Below are 21,894 nucleotides of genomic sequence, written 5' to 3'. Positions count from 1 at the left end.
AAGAGATGACCCCGCAGCTCGCGCTCGCCGTCGACGTCGGCGGCACCAAGATCGAGGCGGCCCTCGTGCGCGCCGACGGCACGCTCGTGGACGGGTCGCGCCACCGGCGCCCGACCGGGGCGGCGCTGACCCCGGAGGGATTCGCGGCGGCCGTCGACGGGTGCGTGGGGGAGGCGCTGGCCGCGGCGGGCGGCTTTGGCAGCGGCTCCGTGATCGGCGCGGGGATCGGCTCCGCGGGGCCGGTCGATCTCGCCGAGGGGCGGATCCGGCCGAAGAACCTGCCGCTGCTGCACGGGTTCGCCCTGCGCGCCGCGGTCGAGCGGCTGCTGCCCGGGCGGCCGGTCGCGCTGCGGCTCGACGGCACCTGCATCGCGCTGGCCGAGCACTGGGTCGGCGCCAACCGCGGCGCCGACTCCTCGGTGAGCCTGGTCGTGTCGACGGGGGTCGGCGGCGGCATCGTGCTCGACGGGCGCGCGCTCGCGGGCCGCTCCGGCAACGCGGGGCACGTCGGGCAGATCCACGTCGGCGACGCGGAGGCGGCGGAGGGGAGCGACGGCACCCTGGAGAGCATCGCCTCCGGACCGAGCACCGTCGCCTGGGCGGTGCGCCGCGGCTTCGCGGGCTCGACCGGCGAGGAGCTGGGGCGGGCGGCCGCGGCCGGCGACCCGGTGGCGCTCGCCGCGGTGGCGCGCTCGGCCGCCGCGGTCGGCACGGCGATCGCCGACGTGGCGACGCTGCTCGACGTGCGCGACTTCGCGGTCGGCGGCGGCTTCTCCGGAGTGACGCCCGGCTACCTCGACCTCGTGCGCGCCGCGGCCTGCGACCGCGCGGTCTTCGACTACGCGCGCGGCCTGTCGATCCGCGCCTCCGGCCTCGGCGGCGCCGGCCCCCTCGTCGGCGCGGCGGCCCTCGTGCACCTGCCGGCCGGACCCATCGGTCTCGATACGCCCGCCGCCGGCGGGCTACTCGACCAGCATGAAGTGGTCGCAGCAGAGCTGCGCGACGTTCATGGTGCGGTCGCAGCGGAGCTGCGCGATGCTCAGGCCGGCCCCGTTCATGCTGATCGAGTAGCCGGCTCCGCCGGCGTATCGAGATCCACGCGTGCAGACACTGCCCACCACCCCCGCACGCCGTGACCGCGCGCGCCGCCGTCATCGACGCCGAGCACCCGCTCCGCTCCGCGCTCCGCCCGTCCCGAGGCCGCCTGGTCGTCGCCGCGCTCGCGTTCGCGGTCAAGGACAGCCCGCTCTGGATCCTCCCGCTCGTCACGGCCGCGGTCGTCGACGCCCTCGTCGCGGGCGATCCGCCCGAGGCGCTCCTCGCTCCGGCTGCCGCGGGCGCCGCCACCATCGCGATCAACATCGCCGCCAACGGCGTCTTCGTCCGCTTCTTCTCCTCCTCCGTGCGCTCGATGGGCGCCCGGCTGCGCGAGGCGCTGGCGGTGCGGCTGCAGCTGCTCTCGTTCGGCTACCACTCCCGCGGCAGCGCCTCCGTGGTCCAGACCAAGATCGTCCGCGACGTGGAGAACCTGGAGCTGATGCTCCAGCAGGCGTTCGGCCCGCTGCTCAACGCCGTGGTGATCCTCGTCGGCGCCGGCGTCGCGACGGCGGTGCGGGTGCCGCAGTTCCTGCCCGTGCTCGCGCTGACCCTGCCGCTGGCCGCCGGGCTGATCCTCTGGCTGCGCTCGCGCACCGCCGCGAGCAACGAGACCTTCCGCCTCGACGTCGAGACCATGTCCTCGGCCGTCGGCGAGATGTCCGCTCTCCTCGAGGTCACCCGCGCGCACGGCCTCGAGCAGGTCTCGGTGCGGCGGGTGGTCGACGCCGCGCACCGGGTCGAGCGGGCGGGCACCCGGCTCGACCGGCTGAACGGGCGCTTCGGCGCGCTGTCCTGGAGCAGCTATCAGGCGATCACCCTCGGCTCGCTCTTCGCGGCGGCGGCGGCGAGCGCGACCGGAGCACTCCCGATCACCGTCGGCGAGGTGGTGCTGCTGAGCACCTACTTCGCCCTGCTGACCGGCGCGATCACCGGCGCCTTCCAGACCGCGCCGCTGATCACCCGCGGCCTCGCCTCGCAGCGCTCCATCGCGGGCGTGCTGACCGACCCCGATGTGGAGTGGAACGAGGGCGGCGCCGTGGTCGACGCGCTCGAGGGGAGCCTCGCGTTCGAGGGCGTCTCCTTCTCCTACGGCGAGCGGCCGGTGCTCTCCGACGTGAGCCTCGGCATCGCCGCGGGCGAGACGGTGGCGTTCGTCGGCGCCTCCGGCTCGGGGAAGTCGACGCTCACGCGGCTCGCGCTGGGCTTCCTCCGGCCCTCGGCGGGCCGGGTGCTGCTCGACGGCCGCGACATCGCGACCCTCGACATGCGCACGGTGCGCCGCTTCGTGTCGGTGGTGCCGCAGGAGTCGGTGCTGTTCCGCGGGAGCATCCGCGACAACATCCTCTACGGCGCCGAGGAGCCCGACGACGAGCGCCTCGAGGCGGCGCTGCGGGCGGCGAACGCGGGCTTCGTCCTGGAGCTGCCCGACGGCTGGGACACGACGGTCGGCGAGCGCGGCGCGCAGCTCTCCGGCGGCCAGCGCCAGCGCCTCGCGATCGCCCGCGCGCTGATCCGGGACCCGCGCCTGCTGATCCTCGACGAGGCGACCGCCGCCCTCGACCCGCGCGCCGAGGCCGAGGTGCGCGGCGCCCTGGAGCGGCTGCGCGCCGGCCGCACGACCCTGATCGTCGCGCACCGCCTCAGCACCGTCCGCTCGGCCGATCGCATCGTCGTCCTCGACGGCGGCCGCGTCCTCGAGCAGGGCACCCACGAGCAGCTGCTCGCCGCCGGCGGCCGCTACGCCCGCATGACCGCCACGTCCTGACGCCGCCGCATCGAGATCCACCCTCTTCGAAACGACCCCCCCCCCGACGCGGCTCATCCGTCACGAACGGCTGCCGCTCCCGCCGGGAGGCAGCCGTTCGTGACGGATGGACGGGTGCCGCCGGGTCAGGGGAGCGTGAGCTCGCCCTGGTTCAGGACGCGCGGGTGGAAGTAGGCGCTCTGGATGGCGGCGTTCGTGTTGCTGCCGCGCAGCTGCTCCGACCAGATCATGAAGTACGACCAGCGCGTCTGGCTCTGCAGCAGCGACGCGTCGGGCACCTTCCCCATCTCGGCGATCGCGATCGGCTTCGATCCGGCGATCGACTGCATCTGCTGGTAGTCGCCGGAGCTCGGGAAGCCCTTGTACCAGACGTCCAGCGACACGACGTCGACGTAGTCCGCACCCGGGTAGTAGTCGGCCCAGCCGCCCGCGGGGTTGTCCTGCACGTTCCAGACCCAGATCAGGTTGGTCAGGCCCTGCGAGTCGAAGTAGTCGCGCATCTGCTGGTAGATCTTCGCGCCGCCGTTCGCGCCGGGCCGCGCGCCCCACCAGTTCCAGGACTCGTTCATCTCGTGGAACGGCCGGAACAGCACGGGCACGCCGGCGTCCTTCAGCTGCCGCAGGTACGGCACGACCTCGGCCATCCGCTGCTTCCAGGTGGCGTTCAGCGCGGTGCCGCCCGTGACGACCTGCTGGAACTGCGCGTCGCTGATGCGGCTCTTCACGCCGCCCTCGAACGTGCAGGTGCTCGGCCCGGTCGGCGGGCACACGTGCCAGGCGAGCGTGACGAGCGAGCCGTTGGCCCACTCCGTCTTCGCCTGGTCGACGACGCGCTGCCGATTCGCGGCGTCGGAGGCGGTGAAGAACAGGTCGCCGCCCCACAGCCCGGGGTACTGCCCGGTGATGTCCTTCACCTGCTGCGTGTACTGGGCGGGCGCGCTCGCCGGCTCCTTGTTGTGCTGGCCCGAGACGATGCTCGTGCCGGTGATCGACCGCAGGTACTGGAGGACGGTCGCCTTGGACGTCGCGGGGAACGCCTGCGCCGCATCGGGCGACGGCGCGACCAGCGGGGCGAGCAGGGCGGCGCCGAGCGCGGCGGCCAGGAGGGTGCGGCGCAGCGGGACGTGGCGGGCGCGGGCGGCGCCGGTGGCGCGAGCGGCGCCGGTGGTGACTCGTCGTCGAGTCATGGTGGTCCTCTCCGCGGACCCTCGTCGGTGAGCGCCCGCACGGTCACCCTCACCCCTCCGCGCGAAGCGGTCAACCCTTACATCGTTTATTAATGATTTCTCGCCCGGCGGACCCGCACCGCCGTCCGCCCCTCCGAATGTCGCCGAGCCGCTTGACCCTCTCACTAGTGGCAAGGTTCGAGACTGGAGGGACGTCACGACAACGGAAGGCACTCCCCATGAAGATCGGAATCATCGGCAGCGGCATGATCGGCGCCACCCTCGCGCAGCGTCTGGCCGGAGCGGGACACGAGGTCGCGATCGCGAACTCCCGCGGCCCCGAGACCATCGAGGGCAGGGCCCTCAGCACGGGAGCGCGCGCCGTCGAGGCCGAGTCCGTCGCGGACGGCGTCGACGCCCTCATCGTGTCGGTGCCGCTGAGCCGGCTCGACGACGTCGCCCCGATCGTCGCCGGAGCTCCGGAGGGCGCGGTCGTCCTCGACACGTCGAACTACTACCCGATGCGCGACGGCGCGATCGCGGAGCTGGACGGCGGGCAGGTCGAGAGCCTGTGGGTCGTCGAGCGGCTGGGGCGCCCCGTGATCAAGGCGTGGAACGCGATCATCGCGCAGTCGTTCGCGGATCACGCGTCCGCGGCGGGCGACGCCGACCGGATCGCGATCCCCGTCGCGGGCGACGACCCGGCGGCGAAGGCCCTGGCGCTGTCCCTGGTCGAGGAGACCGGCTTCGAGGCGCTCGACGCCGGCGCGCTCGCCGACTCGTGGCGCCAGCAGCCCGGCACCCCCGCCTACTGCACGGACCTCACCGCGGATCAGCTGCGCGACGCGCTCGAGCGGGCCGACGCGGAGCGGTCCCCGCGGCGCCGCGACCTCGTGATCGCCGTCGTGACGGAGCGGATGGAGGCCGAGGGAGCCGTCAGCGGCGACCGCCTCGTGCGCCTCAACCGCGCCGTCTACTGAAGCCCGACCGGGCGCTGCGCAGGCGCCGCTCGGTACTGTGGAGCGCGTCCCCGCACCACCCGCCCCGCCGAAGGAGCCCCCATGCCCACCACAGTGAGCGGCGTCATCGCCCGGTCGAAGGGGGCTCCCGTCGAGCTCGTCGACATCGTCGTCCCCGATCCCGGACCCGGCGAGGCCGTCGTCGACATCGAGACCTGCGGCGTCTGCCACACCGACTACCACTACCGCGAGGGCGGGATCAGCGACGACTTCCCGTTCCTGCTCGGCCACGAGGCCGCGGGCCGGGTCAGCGCGATCGGCGAGGGCGTCACCCACGTCGCGGTCGGCGACTTCGTCGTTCTCAACTGGCGCGCCGTGTGCGGCGAGTGCCGCGCCTGCGTCCGCGCGGAGCCCTGGTACTGCTTCAACACCTTCAACGCGGACCAGAGGATGACGCTCACCGACGGCACCGAGCTCAGCCCCGCGCTGGGCATCGGCGCCTTCGCCGAGAAGACGCTCGTGCACGCCAAGCAGTGCACGAAGGTCGACCCGGAGGCGGACCCGGCCGCGGTCGGGCTGCTCGGCTGCGGCATCATGGCGGGCCTCGGCGCCGCGATGAACACCGGCACCGTCACCCGCGGCGACTCCGTGGCCGTCATCGGCTGCGGCGGAGTCGGCACCGCGGCCGTCGTCGGCGCGAAGCTGGCCGGCGCGAGCACGATCATCGCCATCGACCGCGACCCGAAGAAGCTGGTCAAGGCCGAGGAGCTCGGCGCCACCCACGCGATCGACTCGAGCGGACTCGACGAGGACGGCGTCGTCGCGGCCGTGCAGGCGCTGACGAACGGCTTCGGCGCGGACGTCGTGATCGACGCGGTCGGCCGCCCCGAGACCTGGCGCCAGGCGTTCTACGCGCGCGACCTCGCCGGAACGGTCGTGCTGGTCGGCGTCCCGACTCCCGAGATGACGCTCGAGATCCCGCTGCTCGACGTCTTCGGCCGCGGCGGCTCGCTCAAGTCGAGCTGGTACGGCGACTGCCTGCCCGAGCGCGACTTCCCGATGCTCACCGACCTCTACCTCCAGGGCCGCCTGCCGCTCGACGAGTTCGTCACCGAGCGCATCGGCATCCGCGACATCGAGCAGGCCTTCACCACGATGGCCGGCGGCGACGTGCTCCGCTCGGTGGTGGTGCTCTGATGGCCGCCCGCATCGACCACGTCGTCACCAGCGGCACCTTCAGCCTCGACGGCGGCACCTGGGACGTGGACAACAACGTCTGGATCGTCGGCGACGACGCGGAGTGCGTGGTCATCGACGCCGCCCACGACGCGGGGGCGATCCTCTCGGCCGTGGGTGACCGCGCCGTCCGCGCGGTGCTGCTCACGCACGCGCACGACGACCACATCGGCGCCGTCGAGGCGCTGAGGGCCGCGACCGGCGCGCCGGTGCTGCTGCACGAGGCGGACCGGATGCTCTGGGACGCCGTCCACCCCGACTCCGCCCCGAGCGGTCCCCTCGAGAACGGCCGGGTCGTCCGCGTCGGCGGCACCGAGCTGGAGGTGCGGCACACGCCCGGGCACACCCCCGGCGCGGTCTGCTTCGTCGCCGCCGAGCTCGGCACCGTCTTCACCGGCGACACGCTCTTCCAGGGCGGCCCGGGCGCGACCGGCCGCTCCTACAGCTCCTTCCCGACGATCATCGACTCGATCACCGACCGCCTGCTGACCCTCCCGGACGCCACCGTCGTCCGCACCGGCCACGGCGACTCCACCACCATCGGCGCCGAGAAGCCCCACCGCGAGGAGTGGATCGCCCGCGGCCACTAAGCAGTGTGGACGATGTCGTCGTTTGTGCTCTCCAACGAATTGGAGGGATGGGCCGCGTCAGCCCACCCCTCCAATTCACTTTGACCAGGGATCTCCTGCCTGCAAGGCCTCAGGAGCGCTTGCGCTCCTCTCGCGCTCGAGCGGTGCCGATGAAGGTAAATGCGGTTGCTAGCAACATTCCTCCAATGCTGAAGGCGACGTTGCCGAGGGCAAAGCCCCAAATCATCAAGCAGCCCCATAGAGCTGCGAGAACAAAAGCGGCGATAGGTGTCAGGTTTGTTTTCATGAGATTGTCGAGCACCCCCACGCGGTGACAGCCAGTCCAGCTATCGCCCAGCCGACGGGCCCGCCCGCTGAGGCGGAAGCGGCGGTGAGACCGAGGGATGCCAGACATGCGCCAATTGCGCTGCGCTGACTCGCAGACACGATGTCACCTACCATGGTGTAGTTCTTTCCCGCGATCGTGACGCACCCAACCGACGGAGAACAGTAACCCGAGTTCGGGGTGAACTTCAGAATGCCGCATCCGCTCCTGCTTACAGGGCAGAACGAACTAGCAGGCGCCGTCACGCACTTTTTCGGCGAGCAGACGCGAATGGTGGTCCCTCCTTCGTCCACCCTTCTCGTCCCCACGCGCGCCAAACCAGGCGATTGTGTCGTGGAAGCCGAGGGCATGTCTGTATGGGCAGTGCTTGATCTCGAATTGATCGACGCTGCCTCTGCTGGCCCGGCTACCGCTAGGGGTGTCAGCAGAAGGATGGAGAGAAGAGCCAACTTTGTTATTCGTGCAAATTTTTCCACTTGATCACTCCGTTGTGAATGACGCTCCACAATCTGTGGTAGCGGCGAAGGGATCGGTTTTGCAGGCGGTCATAATCGATCGAAAGTCCGATGCTTTCCGGACGGCGATGACAAGAGATCGACTGGCTACCGCCGCCGATTTCTCGTTCGAGCCCAAGCTAGAGGTAGAAGTCGATGCAGGGTTAAAATGGCGCCGAATCGAGTGTCTGAGGCGGTCTGCGCAGGAATTTTGGTCGAATCGGTCGATTAATGCGGTTAGCTGACGCCGACGGTGGGCTGGTGCGAAATGAGCGCCGGGCCGGCGCCGACCGCCCGGCTCGGGCGGCGAAGCGAAGTGAATGAGATACGACTCGATTTTGATCGAGTGCAGAAAGCAGAATCGGTCGCGGAGACTGGCCGGTAGCTCCTGCGTTGACTCAGCCGGCTCCACGCGACAACGCGCTCCGCGCTGTGGAGGCAACTTTTCGTGAGCGATCAGCGTCGGCGGTGTGCCCGTCGACGCAAGACAACGGCGAGAAGGGCGAACGCGGCAGCCATGACGAGCCCGCCGATTAGGAACGGGGTGCTGCCGCTCGCCGCGCCCCAGGCGGCGAGCGCAGCCCAGAGCGCGGCGAGCACGAATGCGGTCCGGGGATTCATAGTGGTCCTCATGCCTCGATCCAACTCCCTAGGTACCGTATGCGCGACGTCGGGCGCCATCGATCCGTCACGAACGGCGGTGTCCGCGCGGCTCGGGCGACCGATCGTGACGGATCGCGGGACGCCTCAGCGGTTCGGGCGACCGTTCGTCAAGGATCGCGCGGTGCGAGGCCGGGTCAGCCGACCGTGACCGGGGCGGCCGACGGGCGGCGCCCCTCCTTCATCCAGACGAAGAAGCCGAGCAGGGTGAAGGCGCCGTAGAAGACGTACATCAGGCCGGACGCGTAGTAGCCGGCCGAGAACAGCAGCGGCACGCCGACGATGTCGACCGCCACCCAGATCAGCCAGAACTCGACCCAGCCCTTGGCCATGCCGTAGGTCGCGAGGAGCGAGCCGACGAAGATCCAGGCGTCGCTCCAGACCGGCTCGTAGGAGCCGAGCGCGCGGAACACCGGGGTCAGGATCGCGGTGCCGCCGACCATGCCGAGCACCAGCAGGCCGCGGGTGCGCCAGGAGGCCCAGCGCGGCGAGATCAGCGTCGTCTCGTCGCTGGGGCGGTGCGTCCAGCGGTACCAGCCGTAGATGCTGACGATGATGAACATGATCTGGCGGCCGGCCTGGCCGAGCAGGTTCACCGGGTTCGGGGTGTCGAACAGCGCGCCCATGAACACGGTGAAGAGCAGCGCGTTGCCGACGAGGCCGACGGGCCACGCCCAGACCTTGCGCCGCATGCCGCCGAGGGCGCTGAGCAGCCCGAAGACGTTGCCGATCACCTCGCGCCAGAGCACCGTCTGGTCGCCGATCACGATCTGCGCGTCGAACAGCCAGTCCACGATCTGCACGGGGAGCCTCCATCGGGCGTGTCGGAGCCCACCGGTGCAACCGCCGGCGCGGTCCCGCCATTCCGCGTGGCGCCGATCCGACGCTCACCGGTCGGTTCTGCAGGGCGACGGTCCGTTGTGCAGGCGATCCGGCGCGGGTAGCGCCTGCCGGGTGGGCGCCGGCGCGTTGTGCGCGGGATCACCTGCAGATCGCACCGGGTGGCCGCGCGTCGTGCGGTGGCAGTCCGGCCGATCCCGTCCGATCTGCAGGTGATCCGGCCTGAGCAATGCCTGCCGGGTGGTGCTCAGCGCGTTATGTGCACCATCGCCTGCAGATCGCACCGGGTGGCCACGCATCGTGCGGCGGCAGTCCGATCGATCCCCGTCCGATCTGCAGGCGATCCGGCCTGAGCAATGCCTGCCGGGTGGTGCTCAGCGCGTTATGTGCACCATCGCCTGCAGATCGGACCGGGGCGGCTGCGCGTCGTGCGGGTGGCGGTCCGTTGTGCAGGTGATCCGGCACGAGTAGCGCGTACCGGGCGGGGCTCAGCGTGTCATGCGCGAAATCGCCTGCAGATCGGACCGGGGGACCGGGTGCCGTCGGGGCCGCGGTCTGTTGTGCAGGTGATCTGGAGGGGGGAGTGCGTGCCGGGTGGGGCTCGGCGCGTTGTGGGCGCGATCGCCTGCAGATCGGACCCGGTGGCTGTTTGTTGCGGGGGTAGCGGTCTGTTGTGCAGGTGATCCGGCATGAGGAACGCCTACCGGGTCGGGCTCAGCGTGTTGTGCTCGCCATCACCTGCAGATCGGACCGGGTGGCCGCGCGCAGTGGCGGTGGCGGTCTGATGTGCAGGCGATCCGGCTCGGGGAGCGCGTGCCGGGTGGCGTTCAGCGCGTTGTGCGCGGGATCACCTGCAGATCGGACCGGGTGGTGGGGCGCCGTGGGGGTGGCGGTCTGATGTGCAGGCGATCCGGCTCGGGGAGTGCGCGCCGGGTGGGGCTCAGTGCGGCGTGGCTGGGATCGCCTGCACATCGGACGAGGATCGGGTGGACGCGGCGCGGGTGGACGCGGCGTGGGAGGACGCAGCGTGGGTGGACCTCCGCAGGACCAGGGCGGGGGGGGGGGCTACGCCGCGACGAGCGCGTGGGCCTCCGCCAGGAGCGCGACCGACCGGAGGCGGGCGGGCGTCGCGAGCGAGGCGTGGGCGACGATGACCTCGTCGGCGTCCGCGGTGCGGGCGAAGTCGGCGACGTACTCCGCGACCTGCTCGCCCGTGCCGACGCCGGTGTAGTGCGTCATGCTCGCGACGTGCGCGCCGACGGGGGCGCTCAGCAGGTGGTCGAGCTCCTCCTCGGAGAACTGCTGGTCGACGGGGATCTGGCCGCTCTGGCGCAGCAGCATCATCAGGCGGGCGCGCTTCATCTGCGCGAACTGCTCCTCCGCGTCCTCGGCGGTGTCGGCCGCGATGGCGTTCACTCCGGCGATCACGTAGGGGGCGTCGAGCTGCTCGGAGGGGCGGAATCCGCGGCGGTACTCGGCGACGGCCTGGTGCAGCGCGTCGGGCGCGAAGTGCGAGGCGAAGGCGTAGGGCAGGCCGAGGGCCGCGGCCAGCTGGGCGCCGAACAGCGACGAGCCGAGGATGTAGAGGGGGACGCGGGTGCCGGCGCCGGGCGTCGCGCTGACGCCGGGGATGCGGGACTCGCCGGCGAGGAAGCCCTGCAGCTCGACGACGTCCTGCGGGAAGCGCTCGGACGAGTCGTGCTCGCGGCGCAGGGCGCGGAAGGTGGCCTGGTCGCTGCCGGGGGCGCGGCCGAGGCCGAGGTCGATGCGGCCGGGGTGCAGGGTCTCGAGGGTGCCGAACTGCTCCGCGATGGTGAGGGGGGAGTGGTTGGGCAGCATGACGCCGCCGGAGCCGAGGCGGATGGTCGAGGTCTGCGAGGCGACGTGGGCGATCAGCACGGACGTCGCGCTCGACGCGATCGAGGCCATGTTGTGGTGCTCGGCGTACCAGACCCGCCGGTATCCGCTCCGCTCGGCCTGCTGCGCCAGAGCGACGGAGGCGGCGAAGCTGTCGCGCGCGGTCTCTCCGGGAGCGATGGGGGCGAGGTCGAGGATCGAGAGGGGAACGGTCATGAGAGAGCCAACGCGGGCGGCGCCCTCCGTGTTCCCGCGGCGGCGCGATCGGGCGACGGGGTGCCCGGCGGAGTAGCCTCCGGCTCGCGGAATCGGCTCCGGCTCGCCGGATCGGCTGGTTTCGGTGTGCCGGAGGTGGTTTCGCGTGCCGGAGGTGCGGGGTGCGGCCGGTGGGTGATGTCGGGCTCGCGGAATCGGGTCGGGCTCGCTGGATCGGCCCGATTCGACGTGCCGGAAGTGGTTTCGGGTGCCGGAGGTGCGGGGTGCGGCCGATGGGAGATCTTCGGCTCGTGAATCCCGGTCGGGCTCGCTGGATCGGTCGGTTTCGGCGTGCCGGGTGTGGTTTCGCGTGCCGGAGTCACGCGGTGCGGCCGATGGGGGGATGTTCGGCTCGTGATTCCGGGTCGGGCTCGCCGGATCGGCGGGTTTCGACGTGCCAGGGGTGGTTTCGCGTGCCGGAGGTGCGGGGCGCGGCCGATGGGGGGATGTTCGGCTCGTGATTCCGAGTCGGGCTCGCCGGATCGGTCGGTTTCGGCGTGCCGGGGGTGGTTTCGCGTGCCGGAGGTGGGGAGGCGGGAGGGCGGCGGCGAGGAGGCCGCGCAGCACATCAGCTGGGAGGCGGTCTCATCGCTGATGGGGGATGAGGGGGGCTCTCGGCTGATGTTCTGCGGCGCACCGAGGCCGCGGCGCCGCAGGACCGCCGCCGCCCGCCGCGGGTCAGCCCTCGATCGGCAGCAGGATGCCCTTCACCGTCTCGTCGGTGGCGAGGAACTCCTGCACCGCCGGGTCCTGGAAGGCGGCGACCAGCTTCTCGATGTTGGGGGTGTCCTTGTACTTCGAGCCGATGGTGAGCTGGCCGGCGAAGTCGTCGGGGGCCTGCGGCGCGAAGATCTGCTTCTCGATCGGGATGCCGGCGGCGAGGTAGTACTCGGTGTAGCCGACGGCCGCGTCGAGGTCCGGCAGCGCGCGCGACTGGGCGGCGAAGTCGAGCAGCGTGAACTTCAGGTTCTTCGGGTTGGACGCGATGTCGTCCTGGGTCGCGGTGCCCGGCTCCGTCCCCTCCTTCAGCGTGATCAGGCCGGCCGACTGCAGCAGCCAGAGGCCCTGGGCCTCGTTCGCCGGGTCGGAGTAGAGCGAGATCGTGCCGCCGTCGGGGATCTCGGAGACGTCGCCGTACTTGTCGCTCCAGAGGCCGAAGCCCCAGCGGAAGACGGGGGTCGCCGCCTCCTCCTCGAAGTCGGGGTTGGCCTCGAGCACCTGGCCGAGCCAGAGCTTGTGCTGGTACACCGTCGCGGCGACCTCGCCCTCGCTCACGGCGCGGTTGATCGTGTTGCTGTCCGAGAGTCCCTTGAAGGCGACGGTGATGCCGTAGCGCGGCGCGACCTCGTCCGCCACGAACTGGACCAGCGCCTGCTCCGACGCGTTGCCCTCGGCGGTCGCGACGTAGAGGGTCGCGCCCTCCTGCTCGTTCGCGGAGACGGCGGGCGCGAGCAGCGGGACGGCGACGACCGCGCCGATGCCGACCACGGCGACGGCGGCACCGGCGATCCAGGGCCAGCGGCGCTTCTTCTTCAGGGTGAAGCCGAGGTCCTCGGTGCCGGCGGTGCCGGGGTTCCCGGTGCCGGACTTGTCGGGGCCGACGTTCTCAGGGCCGTGATTCTCAGTGGACATGGCAGTGCCTTTCGAGCGGTCGCGGGCCGGAGCGCGGCGCGCGGGAGGGACGCCCGGGCGGAGGGCCCGGGGCGGGATCAGGGGGGAGGTGCGGCTAGACCGCGACGGCGACGCGCGGCGTGCGGCGCGAGCGCGAGGCGCTCGGCGTGGTCGCGCGGACCAGGGCGTCGCCGGTGAGCTGCACGAGGGCGACGGTCGCGACGAGGATGACGATCGTCGCGAGCATCACGGTGGTGTCGAACCGCTGGTAGCCGTAGGTCACGGCGACGTAGCCGATGCCGCCGGCGCCGATCGTGCCGGCGATGGCGGAGTACTCGATCATCGCGATGGTGTTGATGGTGAGACCGCCGAGGATCTGCGGCACCGCCTCGCTCAGCTGGGCCGTGCGGATCACCTGCAGCCGCGACGCTCCGGAGGCGCGGGCCACCCGGGTCAGCGCGAGCGGCACGCTGCGCAGCGCGTTCTCGACGATGCGGGTGAAGAAGGCGATGCCGGCGATCGACATCGGCACGACGGCGGCCGCGATCCCGATGTTGGTGCCGGTGATCAGCCGGGTGAACGGCATGATCGACGCCATCAGGATGAGGAACGGCAGCGAGCGGCCGATGCTGATGATCCAGCTGAGGCTCTGGTGGGCGGCGCGGCTCTCGAACAGCCCGCCCGGAGCGAGGTTGTGCACGGCGGCGCCGAGCGGGACGCCGACGAGGACGACGATCAGCATCACGATGCCGACCATGATCAGCGTCTCGCCGAGCGCGGGCAGCACGAGCGCGGGGATGTCGGCGATCGGGACCTTGTTGTCCAGGTGCAGGGAACCGGCCAGCAGCGCGCTCATGCCGCCGCCTCCTCGACGAGCGCGTCCGACCGGACCGCGCCGCGCCGCACCGACAGCCCGAGTCCCCCGGCCGCCTGCGCGAGCCGGTGCTCGTCGACCGGACCGAGGCCGATCGTCGCGTGCCCGACGGCCCGGCCGTCGACCGTCTCGATCGCCGCGCCGAGCAGGGCCACCGGCCCGACCGCGTCGGACAGCCGCGTCACCCAGTCGGCCGGCACTCCGTCGCGGGAGTAGCCGACGACCCACTCGTCCAGCCCGGCGGCGGGCAGCACCGACGGGCGGACGGGGTTCAGCGCGAGGCCGAGCGGCGAGGAGGCGTCGCGCAGCAGATCGACGAGGCGTCCCGACTCCACGATGCGGCCGTGATCGAGGCGCGCGACGGAGTCGGCGACCTGGCGGACCGTCTCCATCTCGTGCGTGATGAAGAGGATCGACAGGCCGAGGTCGTCGCGCAGCTCCTTCAGGAGCGTGGTGATCGCGGTGGTCGAGGCGGGGTCCAGGCCCGAGGTGGCCTCGTCCGAGAGCAGGACCGAGGGCCGCAGCGCGAGGGCGCGGGCGATCCCGACGCGCTGGCGCTGGCCGCCGGAGAGCTGGTGCGGGTAGTAGCGGGCGCGGTCGCTGAGGCCGACGCGCTCGAGCAGCTCCGCGACGCGGCGCTTCGTCTCGGCGGCGGTGACGCCGAGGTACTCGAGGGGGAGCGCGACGTTCTGCTCGGCGGTGCGCCGGCTGAAGAGGCCGTCGGACTGGAAGACGGTGCCGATGCGGCGGCGGGCGACCCGCAGCTCCTGCTCGGACAGCTGCGAGAGCGCGTCGCCGTTGACGACGACCGAGCCGGAGGTGGGCCGCTCGAGCAGGTTGACGCAGGCGGCGAGGGTGCTCTTGCCGGCGCCGCTCGGCCCGACGACGGCGAAGATCTCGCCGGTGCCGACGGAGAAGTCGAGGCGGTCGAGCACGGTCACGGCGTCGGCGCCCTGCCCGTAGACCTTGGTGAGCTGCTCGAGGCGGATCATGGCGTCGGTCCTTCCGGGAGGGGTGCGCGGGCGCGCCGGAGAGCGCCCGGTGCGGGGTGGGAGAGGGAGGGCGGAGCGCTCGGAGGAGGCGTCTGCGTCGTCGTGCTGATGATGATGGCGCGCCTCCCGGGCGGGCGCGACGCCGGCCGACGCTCGCCGTAACAGAGTCGCCGACGACTGTCGGCCAGCGCGGCTGCGGAGCGGCTTGCGAGACCGGCTCAGCGCGGAGGCGCCTCCGGAGCGCTCGCCGCAGCGCTCGCCGGACCGCCCGAGGACGCTCGGACGACGAGCGTCCCCTCCAGGAGCGTCGAGCCCGTGACCCCGCCGACCAGCCGGTCGAGGGCGGCCGTCGCCAGCTCCTCGAGGGGCTGGCGGAGCGAGGTCAGCGGCGGCGCGCTGTACTCCCCCTCCCAGGTGCCGTCGACGCTCGCGACGGCGACGTCGTCCGGCACGCGGAGCTGTGCGTCCCGGAGCGCGCGGAGCACGCCGATCCCGATCAGATCCGAGGCGGCGAAGACGGCGTCGGGCAGGGGCGACAGCCCGGCGAGGACGCGGCCGGCGGCCCAGCCGCCCTCCCGCGAGTAGGCGGCGGGGAGCGCGGGACCCGCGGGCAGGCCGGCGCCGAGGCACGCCGCCTCCCAGCCGCGCCGGCGCGCCTCGAACCGGCCGCTGTCGTCGCGCTCGACGTCGCCGACGAAGGCGATCCGGCGCCGGCCCGTCTCGAGGAGGTGGCGGGTCACCGCCGCCGCGCCGGCCTCGAGGTCCACGCCGACGCCGTTCGCCGCCGTCTCGTCGCTGCTGTTCAGCTGCAGCCAGGGGACGCCGTACGCGTCGATCGAGCTCCGCTCGACGCGGTCGCCCGCCAGGAGGAGCACCCCGGCGATCTGCCGGGCCGTGAGATCGCGGAGGCGGGCGTGCAGGGCGTCGGCGTCCGGGATCGACGTGACCACGAGCAGATCGAGCTCGCGGGCGCGCGCCGCGTCCTCGACGGCGCTCGCCAGCTCGGTGAAGAACGGATTGGTGAACACCCGCACGCTGCCGACCGGGGCGAGCAGCGCGATGGTGCGCGAGGTGCCGGTGCGCAGGGCGGCCGCGGTGGCGTTCGGCCGGTAGCCGAGCTCGGCGATCGCCGCCCGCACGCGCGCCGCGGTCGCCTCGGCGACGGGCGCCTTCCCCGTGAGCGTGTACGTCACGACGGCGTCGCTGACGCCGGCCAGGCGGGCGACGTCGCGTCGAGTGACCCGTCGCGAGGAGTTCATCTCAGCGAACCTACCCCGCCCGTGCCCAGCCCGCCCGCACCCGCCTGGGCCCGCGCCTCCCGAGCCCAGCCCCGCCCAGCCCGCCTCAGCTCGCGGCCGGCCGCACGCTCCCGACCCACGTCACCTCGTAGAGCACGCCCCGCTCCGGATGCAGCAGCGGCGGCACGAGTCCCGCCCGGCCGAGCAGGGCCCCGGACAGCTCGAAGGCCTCGCCGTCCTGCGGCCACCAGATCGCGTCCCGGACCGCGAGGCCCCGCGCGCCGACGACGACGGGGGCGACCCGGTAGACCGACTCGGGGTCGAGCCCGGGCAGGCGGACCCGCCCCGGCGAGACGACGCCGGCCCGGGCGAGGGAGACGTACGCGAAGACGGCCGCCGAGCGGTCGGGAGCGACGACGCCGTGCACCGCGATCGTCTCGTCCGGGTGGTCCAGCCGGACGAGGTCGCCGCCGTGCAGCAGCGGCCGGAGCCGCTTGTGCAGGGCGATCCACTGGCGCAGCTCCTCGAGCTCCTCGTCGCTCGCCGCGCGCAGGTCCCACTCGACGCCGAGGTGGCCGAACAGCGCCGTCACCGCGCGGAAGGACAGGTCGTGCACGCGGCCCGTCGTGTGCGAGGCGCCCGACGCGATGTGGGTGCCCATCAGCTCGGGCGGCAGCAGCTGGGTGGTCCAGCGGTTCATCTGCTGGCGGTCGAGCGGATCGATGTTGTCGGAGACCCAGACGCGGTCGGTCCGCTCCAGGATCTCGAGGTCCACGCGCGCTCCGCCCGAGGAGCAGGACTCGATCTCGAGCTCCGGGTGCAGGGCGCGGATCTCGTCCATCAGCCGGTAGACCGCGAGCGTCTGCCGGTGCACGCCCGGCGCTCCGTCCGGTCGCCGGCCCGCGTCGGTCAGGTCGCGGTTGTGGTCCCACTTGATGTAGCCGATGTCGTACTCGTCGAGGATCGCGAGGATCGCGTCGCGGATGTGCGCGAAGCAGTCCGGATCGCCGAGATCCAGGACCTGCTGCCAGCGCGACTCCGGGGGCATCCGGTCGCCGGTCGAGAGTATCCACTCGGGGTGCGCCCGGGCGAGGTCCGAGTCCGGGTTGACCATCTCGGGCTCGAACCAGAGCCCGAACTGCAGGCCGAGGGAGCGCACGTGGTCGACCAGGGGGTGCAGGCCGTCCGGCCAGACGTCGTCGGAGACGGTCCAGTCGCCGAGCCCGGAGTGGTCGTCCCGGCGGCTGCCGAACCAGCCGTCGTCGAGCACGAAGCGCTCGATGCCGAGGTCGGCGGCGCGGTCGGCCAGCTCGACGAGGGCGCCGAGGTCGTGGTCGAAGTAGACGGCCTCCCAGACGTTGATCGTGACGGGGCGCGCCGAGTGCGGGTGGCCCGGCCGGGCGCGGAGCTGCCGGTGGAAGCGCCGCGCCACCTCGTCGAGTCCGTCGCCGTAGACGGCGTGGATCCACGGCCCGGTGTAGGTCTCGCCGTGGGCGAGGCGGACCTCGCCGGGCAGCAGCAGCTCGCCGCCGCCGAGGGTCTGCACGCCGGTGTGGACGCGCTCGACCTGGTGCACGTGGTTGCCGGACCAGGCGGTGTGCACGCCCCAGACCTCGCCGCGGGCGAAGCCGAAGCCGGGCTCGCCGACGCTGAGCAGGGTCGCGGCGTCCGCGCCCGTCCGACCGTGCCGGCCCTCGCGGCGGTGCGCGCCGATGGTGACGGCCGAGCGCTGCGGCACGCGCTCCTTGCCCCAGCGGCCGGCGAAGTCGAGGATCTCGCTCGCCGCGGGCGGGGTGGGCAGGCTGAGCAGCAGCTCGTCCACCTGGTAGCCGTCGCCGCCGAGATTGGTGAGCGCCGCGCGCATCCGCAGCACTCCGGAGGGGTCGAGGACGATCACGATCTCGAGTCCGAGCTCCGCTGCGTCGTCCCGGGCGCGGACGACGAGGGTGCCCGCGCCGGAGTCCGCGACGACTCCGGCCGGCAGCTCGGCGCCGTCGAGCTCGAGCGCCGTCGTGCGGAAGGACGGTGACCAGGCCGCCCCCGCGCGGGAGCCGCTGAGGCCGGGCCGGCCGGTCCAGCCGGTGGAGTGCTCGAGGAGCAGCGCCGGGCGGATCGGCTCGTCGATGTCGTTCGGGCCGACCGGCGCGGTGCCCGAGAGCACCAGCGCGTCGAACGCCGCCCGATCCAGCGGTCCGCAGTCCGCGCCCCAGTGCGCGACCATCGGCAGCCGGGAGTCGCTGAGGTCCAGCACGAGGGCGACTCCGGCGGAGCGGAGGACGACTCCGGTCGAGGGGGTGGCGAGTGTCACGGTGGTTCCTGTTCTGCCCGGATCGGGGCGGACCCGTCCGAGCTGTTCTGCCCGATCAGGGCGCGAGCGGTCTGCAGCCGCAGGACTCCCGGAGGAGCAGCTCCCCGCGGAACAGCGTGTGGCGCGCCTTCTCGGGCGTGAAGTCGATGATGGTGTCGATCGCGGCGCGGGCCATCTCGCGGACCGGCTGCTTGAAGGTGGTGAGGCGCGGCACGCTGAACGCGGACTCCGCGGTGCCGTCGTAGGAGATGATCCGGAGATCCTCGGGGACCCGGAGCCCGAGATCGGCCGCGCCCCGGAGGACGCCGATGCCGAGGAGGTCCGAGCCGGCGAAGACGGCATCCGGCCGGTTCGGGGTGTCCAGGAGCATCCGCGCCGCCTCGATCCCGCCCTCGCGCGTCCAGGTCGTGGTGACCACCGGTCCGGGCTCGAGGCCGATCTCCTCGATCGCCTCCGCCCAGCCGAGCACGCGCGGATCGGTGGTGTCCTGCGAGCTCGCGCCGATGACGAGGCCGACGGAGCGGCAGCCGTGCACCTCGGCGAGGTGCCGGACCACCGTCCGCGCGCTGTGCCGGATGTCGACCCCGACGCTGGCGGCGCCGTCGGCCGGGTGGAACGCGTCGATCCACATCACGGGGACGGGGATCGCGTCCAGGGAGGAGCGGTCGCTCGCGTGCCGGACGCTCGAGAGCATCACGCCGTCGACCCCGCGCTGCGAGATCTCGTCGAGGAGCCGCACCTCCGTCTCGAGGCTCTCGTGCGAGTTCGCGATGAGCAGCGCGTAGCCCCGCTCGGTGGCCGCGGTCTCGAGCTGGAGGGCGTACTCCGAGAAGAACGGGTTGCTCACGTCGGCGACGATGAGCGCGAGGGTGTGCGTCCGGCCGGTGCGCAGGGCGCGAGCGGTGGAGTTCGGCCGGTAGCCGAGCTCCTCCATCGCGGTCCGCACGCGCTTCGCCGTCTCGGGAGTGACGTGCTTGGCCCCCGTCATCACGTAGCTGACGACGGCCGAGCTCACCTGCGCCCGCTCCGCGACGTCGTTGCGGGTCGGGCGCTTGCGCGGGGTGGTGATGTCCGGCACGGGGTGCCTCCTCGAGTAGAGCGACGACTGGCGGAGAGGGGGTCACGATCGCCCCTCTCCGCCAGTCTGGCCGACGGCCTACTGGAACAGCGCGTTGACCTGATCGTTGGCCGAGGACAGCGACGACGGGTCGGCCTGTCCCTCGAACACCGCGTCGACGGCCGGCACCATGATGCCGTTGATCTTCGCGGCGTTGTCCGAGATCGGGAAGAGGAACGTGGTCCCCTCGTCGACCTGGCCGGTGAAGGCCGTCACGTCGATCCCGCGCTCCGCGAAGGCGGCCTGGGCCGCGTCCGAGCCCGAGGGGATGGCCGGGAAGACGACACCGGCGGCGCCGATGACGTCCTGGCAGTCGGCGGAGGCCATGTACTCGACCCACTTGGCCGAGGCGGCCTTGTTGTCGGAGCCGGACCAGATGGAGTCGGCCAGGCCGTTGAACATCGTGGCGCGCGAGCCGTTGGGGCCGGTCGGGGTCGGGGCGGTGCCGACCTCGATGTCCTTGAGGCCGTAGAACGAGTTGATGTTCCACGAGCCGTTGGTGATCATCGCGTACTTGCCGGCGCCGAAGGTCTGCGTCGAGTCGCTGCCGGTGACGGCCGCGAGGGAGGGCATGTAGCCCTCGTCGATGACCTTCGCCATCCAGCCGATGGTCGCCTGGAAGCGCTCGTCGTCGTAGTTGTACTTCGTGCCCCAGGGGTTCTTGTCGGTGTAGGTCCAGCCGGTGGTGCCGGCGTACATCGACCACTGCGTCTGGCCGTTGCCGCCGCCGGACTGGCCGTCGAGGCCCAGGCCGTAGACGGCGACGCGGCTCTTGTCGAAGCCCTCCTCGTCGCCGCGGACGCCGTTGACGTCGACGGTGAGGTGCGCGATGGCCTTCTCGTAGCTGCCGCCGTCCTCCGGGTTCCAGTCCAGTCCGGCGATCTGCTCGGCGGTGTAGCCGCCGTCCTCGACGAGGGTCTTGTTGTAGAAGATCGCGGTGGTGTCCCAGTCCTTCGGCAGCCCGTAGCGCTCGCCGTCCTCGCCGACCCAGAGGTCCGCGAGGCCCTTCTGGTACTGCGAGACGTCGACGCCGTCCTTCTCGACGACGCCGTCGAGCGAGACGACCTGGCCGTTGTTCACGAAGTCCGCGAACTTCGAGAGGTGGTCGGTGAACACGTCGGGGGCCGTGCCGGCGACGAAGCCGTTGGTGAGCTTGGTCCAGTAGTCGTCCCAGGAGTACTGCGAGATGGTGACGCTCACGTCGGGGTTCGCGGCCGTGAAGTCGTCCGCGCACTGCTGGTAGGCGGCCTTCTGGTTGTTGTCCCACAGCCAGTAGTCGATGGTGCCGGAGGCGGAGCTGGTGTCGATGTCGGCGCTGTCGGCGCCGCCGGACGCTGCGCCGCCGGAGCCGCCGACGCAGCCGGTGAGGCCGAGGGTGAGGACGGTGGTGCCGGCCAGGACGGCGGCGGATCGTCGGAGGATGCGGGTCATGGTGCTGGTTCCTGTCTGCTGCTTCATTGCGAGGGAAGGGAGGTGGGCGAGGGAAGGGAGGTGGGCGAGGGAAGGGAGGTGGGGGAGAGGGGACGGGGACGGGGGAGGGGGCGTCACTTGACGCCCGAGAAGCCGATGGAGTCGACGATGCGACGACCGAAGGCGAGGAAGAGGAGGAGGACGGGGACGGCGGCGACGAGGGTCGCGGCCATCAGCCCTGCCCAGTCGGGGCTGCCGCCCGGGGTCTGCGAGCGGAAGACGCCGAGGGCGACGGTGAGGACCCGGCTCTCCTCGGTGTTGCCGGCCAGCAGGGGCCAGAAGTAGTCGTTCCAGGTGTTGATGTAGGTGAGGATGCCCAGCGTCGCGAGCGGCGCCGTGCTCATCGGCACGATCAGGCGGAAGAAGATCCGCAGCTTGCCGGCGCCGTCGAGCTCCGCCGCCTCCTCGATCTCGCGGCTGATGCCGAGGAAGAACTGGCGGAGGAAGAACACGGCGAAGGGGGTCATCAGCAGCGTCGGCAGCGAGAGCCCGATGAACGAGTTCAGCAGCCCCAGGTCGCGCATCAGGACGAAGTTGGGCAGGGCGGTGAAGATCGGCGGGACCATCAGCGCGGTGAGGAAGAGGAAGAAGACGGCGTCGCGGCCGGGCCAGCGCAGCCGGGCGAAGGCGTAGGCGGCGAGGGAGCAGAAGAGCAGCTGGCCGACGGTGACCAGGGTGGCGTAGGCGACCGAGTTGCGCAGGTAGAGCCAGAAGTTCACGGAGGCGCCGGACCCGCCCTCGGCCAGGGCCTGCTCCTGGGTGGAGAAGCCCAGGACCCGGGCGAAGGCGCCCCAGGTGAAGTCGACGGGCAGCAGCGAGGTGGTGTCGGTGGCGAGGGCGTTCCCGGTCGAGAACGCGGTGCGCACCATCCAGAAGAAGGGGAAGAGGGTGACGACGAGGGCGAGGATCAGCGCCGCCCAGGCGACGACGCGGCCGAGGGAGGGTCGGCGGGCCGGGCGGGTGCGCGGGGGAGCGGGCGCCGGGGAGGCGGCGGCGGCGGGATCGAGGGCGACGGGAGCTGCAGTGGTCATCGGCGTTC

17 protein-coding genes are annotated in these 21,894 nt (G+C 72.2%); 5 read left to right on the top strand and 12 right to left on the bottom strand.

Going from position 1 to position 21,894, the window contains the following annotated elements; translation table 11 throughout:
* Positions 1–5 precede the first annotated feature (5 nt).
* Both HQQ82_RS13895 and HQQ82_RS13890 read left to right on the top strand, forming a co-directional pair.
* Positions 6–1,136: an ROK family protein gene (locus HQQ82_RS13895; RefSeq protein WP_173234202.1), complete on the top strand. Its 1,131-nt coding sequence runs from the start codon at positions 6–8 to the stop codon at positions 1,134–1,136.
* A complete protein-coding gene (locus HQQ82_RS13890) occupies positions 1,133–2,863 on the top strand; it encodes an ABC transporter ATP-binding protein (RefSeq protein ID WP_173234200.1) in 1,731 nt (576 codons plus the stop codon). The genes HQQ82_RS13895 and HQQ82_RS13890 overlap by 4 nt, the downstream gene beginning before the upstream one ends.
* Positions 2,864–2,988: 125 nt before the next feature.
* Here HQQ82_RS13890 and HQQ82_RS13885 read toward each other — a convergent pair whose 3' ends face one another.
* Entirely contained in the window at positions 2,989–4,050 is a 1,062-nt protein-coding gene (locus HQQ82_RS13885; RefSeq protein WP_173234198.1) for a glycoside hydrolase family 26 protein, read from the bottom strand.
* A gap of 218 nt (positions 4,051–4,268) precedes the next feature.
* Here HQQ82_RS13885 and HQQ82_RS13880 point away from each other — a divergent pair, with 218 nt between their 5' ends.
* From HQQ82_RS13880 to HQQ82_RS13870, 3 genes are all read left to right on the top strand, one after another.
* Complete coding sequence (locus HQQ82_RS13880; protein ID WP_173234196.1) at positions 4,269–5,009, top strand: NADPH-dependent F420 reductase; 741 nt, start codon at positions 4,269–4,271, stop codon at positions 5,007–5,009.
* Positions 5,010–5,090: 81 nt separating this feature from the next.
* Positions 5,091–6,185 carry an S-(hydroxymethyl)mycothiol dehydrogenase gene (locus tag HQQ82_RS13875; RefSeq protein ID WP_173234194.1) on the top strand — a complete coding sequence of 365 codons (1,095 nt, stop codon included), beginning with the start codon at positions 5,091–5,093 and terminating at the stop codon, positions 6,183–6,185.
* Positions 6,185–6,814, top strand: a complete 630-nt coding sequence (locus HQQ82_RS13870; RefSeq protein ID WP_173234192.1) for an MBL fold metallo-hydrolase — start codon at positions 6,185–6,187, stop codon at positions 6,812–6,814. Before HQQ82_RS13875 ends, HQQ82_RS13870 begins: the two co-directional genes overlap by 1 nt.
* Positions 6,815–6,923: 109 nt before the next feature.
* On the opposite strand, the gene HQQ82_RS13865 is transcribed toward HQQ82_RS13870, so the two are convergent.
* From HQQ82_RS13865 to HQQ82_RS13815, 11 genes are all read right to left on the bottom strand, one after another.
* Positions 6,924–7,115 (bottom strand): hypothetical protein, encoded by a 192-nt coding sequence (locus tag HQQ82_RS13865; protein ID WP_173239183.1) that lies wholly within the window; start codon positions 7,113–7,115, stop codon positions 6,924–6,926.
* A gap of 1,315 nt (positions 7,116–8,430) precedes the next feature.
* On the bottom strand, positions 8,431–9,096 hold the full coding sequence (gene pnuC / locus HQQ82_RS13860) for a nicotinamide riboside transporter PnuC (RefSeq protein ID WP_173234188.1): 666 nt from the start codon (positions 9,094–9,096) through the stop codon (positions 8,431–8,433).
* 1,102 nt (positions 9,097–10,198) lie between these two features.
* Positions 10,199–11,206, bottom strand: coding sequence for an LLM class flavin-dependent oxidoreductase (locus HQQ82_RS13855; protein WP_173234186.1), 1,008 nt, complete (start codon positions 11,204–11,206; stop codon positions 10,199–10,201).
* 717 nt (positions 11,207–11,923) lie between these two features.
* Positions 11,924–12,877, bottom strand: a complete 954-nt coding sequence (locus tag HQQ82_RS13850) for a MetQ/NlpA family ABC transporter substrate-binding protein (RefSeq protein ID WP_173234184.1) — start codon at positions 12,875–12,877, stop codon at positions 11,924–11,926.
* 94 nt (positions 12,878–12,971) lie between these two features.
* Positions 12,972–13,712 carry a methionine ABC transporter permease gene (locus HQQ82_RS13845; protein ID WP_173234182.1) on the bottom strand — a complete coding sequence of 247 codons (741 nt, stop codon included), beginning with the start codon at positions 13,710–13,712 and terminating at the stop codon, positions 12,972–12,974.
* Complete coding sequence (locus HQQ82_RS13840) at positions 13,709–14,722, bottom strand: methionine ABC transporter ATP-binding protein (RefSeq protein ID WP_173234179.1); 1,014 nt, start codon at positions 14,720–14,722, stop codon at positions 13,709–13,711. The genes HQQ82_RS13845 and HQQ82_RS13840 overlap by 4 nt, the downstream gene beginning before the upstream one ends.
* Positions 14,723–14,940: 218 nt before the next feature.
* The gene (locus HQQ82_RS13835; protein ID WP_173234171.1) at positions 14,941–15,981 is read right to left on the bottom strand and encodes a LacI family DNA-binding transcriptional regulator; all 1,041 of its coding nucleotides are present in this window, start codon (positions 15,979–15,981) and stop codon (positions 14,941–14,943) included.
* An 85-nt stretch (positions 15,982–16,066) separates the two neighbouring features.
* A complete protein-coding gene (locus HQQ82_RS13830) occupies positions 16,067–18,268 on the bottom strand; it encodes an alpha-galactosidase (protein WP_367947954.1) in 2,202 nt (733 codons plus the stop codon).
* A 55-nt stretch (positions 18,269–18,323) separates the two neighbouring features.
* Complete coding sequence (locus HQQ82_RS13825) at positions 18,324–19,346, bottom strand: LacI family DNA-binding transcriptional regulator (protein WP_173234169.1); 1,023 nt, start codon at positions 19,344–19,346, stop codon at positions 18,324–18,326.
* A 78-nt stretch (positions 19,347–19,424) separates the two neighbouring features.
* Positions 19,425–20,816, bottom strand: coding sequence for a sugar ABC transporter substrate-binding protein (locus HQQ82_RS13820; protein ID WP_173234167.1), 1,392 nt, complete (start codon positions 20,814–20,816; stop codon positions 19,425–19,427).
* A gap of 113 nt (positions 20,817–20,929) precedes the next feature.
* Positions 20,930–21,886: a carbohydrate ABC transporter permease gene (locus tag HQQ82_RS13815; protein WP_173234165.1), complete on the bottom strand. Its 957-nt coding sequence runs from the start codon at positions 21,884–21,886 to the stop codon at positions 20,930–20,932.
* Positions 21,887–21,894 lie beyond the last annotated feature (8 nt).

This window comes from Rathayibacter sp. VKM Ac-2856 (genome assembly GCF_013205055.1).
In the GTDB taxonomy this organism is placed as follows: domain Bacteria; phylum Actinomycetota; class Actinomycetes; order Actinomycetales; family Microbacteriaceae; genus Rathayibacter.
This window is presented reverse-complemented; position numbering and strand designations above follow the sequence as displayed.

Coding starts and splice junctions, on each gene's coding strand:
- HQQ82_RS13850 (WP_173234184.1), bottom strand. CDS start 12,877: ATGTCCACTGAGAATCACGGCCCTGAGAACGTCGGCCCCGACAAGTCC.
- HQQ82_RS13870 (WP_173234192.1), top strand. CDS start 6,185: ATGGCCGCCCGCATCGACCACGTCGTCACCAGCGGCACCTTCAGCCTC.
- HQQ82_RS13840 (WP_173234179.1), bottom strand. CDS start 14,722: ATGATCCGCCTCGAGCAGCTCACCAAGGTCTACGGGCAGGGCGCCGAC.
- HQQ82_RS13820 (WP_173234167.1), bottom strand. CDS start 20,816: ATGACCCGCATCCTCCGACGATCCGCCGCCGTCCTGGCCGGCACCACC.
- HQQ82_RS13885 (WP_173234198.1), bottom strand. CDS start 4,050: ATGACTCGACGACGAGTCACCACCGGCGCCGCTCGCGCCACCGGCGCC.
- HQQ82_RS13875 (WP_173234194.1), top strand. CDS start 5,091: ATGCCCACCACAGTGAGCGGCGTCATCGCCCGGTCGAAGGGGGCTCCC.
- HQQ82_RS13880 (WP_173234196.1), top strand. CDS start 4,269: ATGAAGATCGGAATCATCGGCAGCGGCATGATCGGCGCCACCCTCGCG.
- HQQ82_RS13895 (WP_173234202.1), top strand. CDS start 6: ATGACCCCGCAGCTCGCGCTCGCCGTCGACGTCGGCGGCACCAAGATC.
- HQQ82_RS13835 (WP_173234171.1), bottom strand. CDS start 15,981: ATGAACTCCTCGCGACGGGTCACTCGACGCGACGTCGCCCGCCTGGCC.
- HQQ82_RS13815 (WP_173234165.1), bottom strand. CDS start 21,886: ATGACCACTGCAGCTCCCGTCGCCCTCGATCCCGCCGCCGCCGCCTCC.
- HQQ82_RS13855 (WP_173234186.1), bottom strand. CDS start 11,206: ATGACCGTTCCCCTCTCGATCCTCGACCTCGCCCCCATCGCTCCCGGA.
- HQQ82_RS13845 (WP_173234182.1), bottom strand. CDS start 13,712: ATGAGCGCGCTGCTGGCCGGTTCCCTGCACCTGGACAACAAGGTCCCG.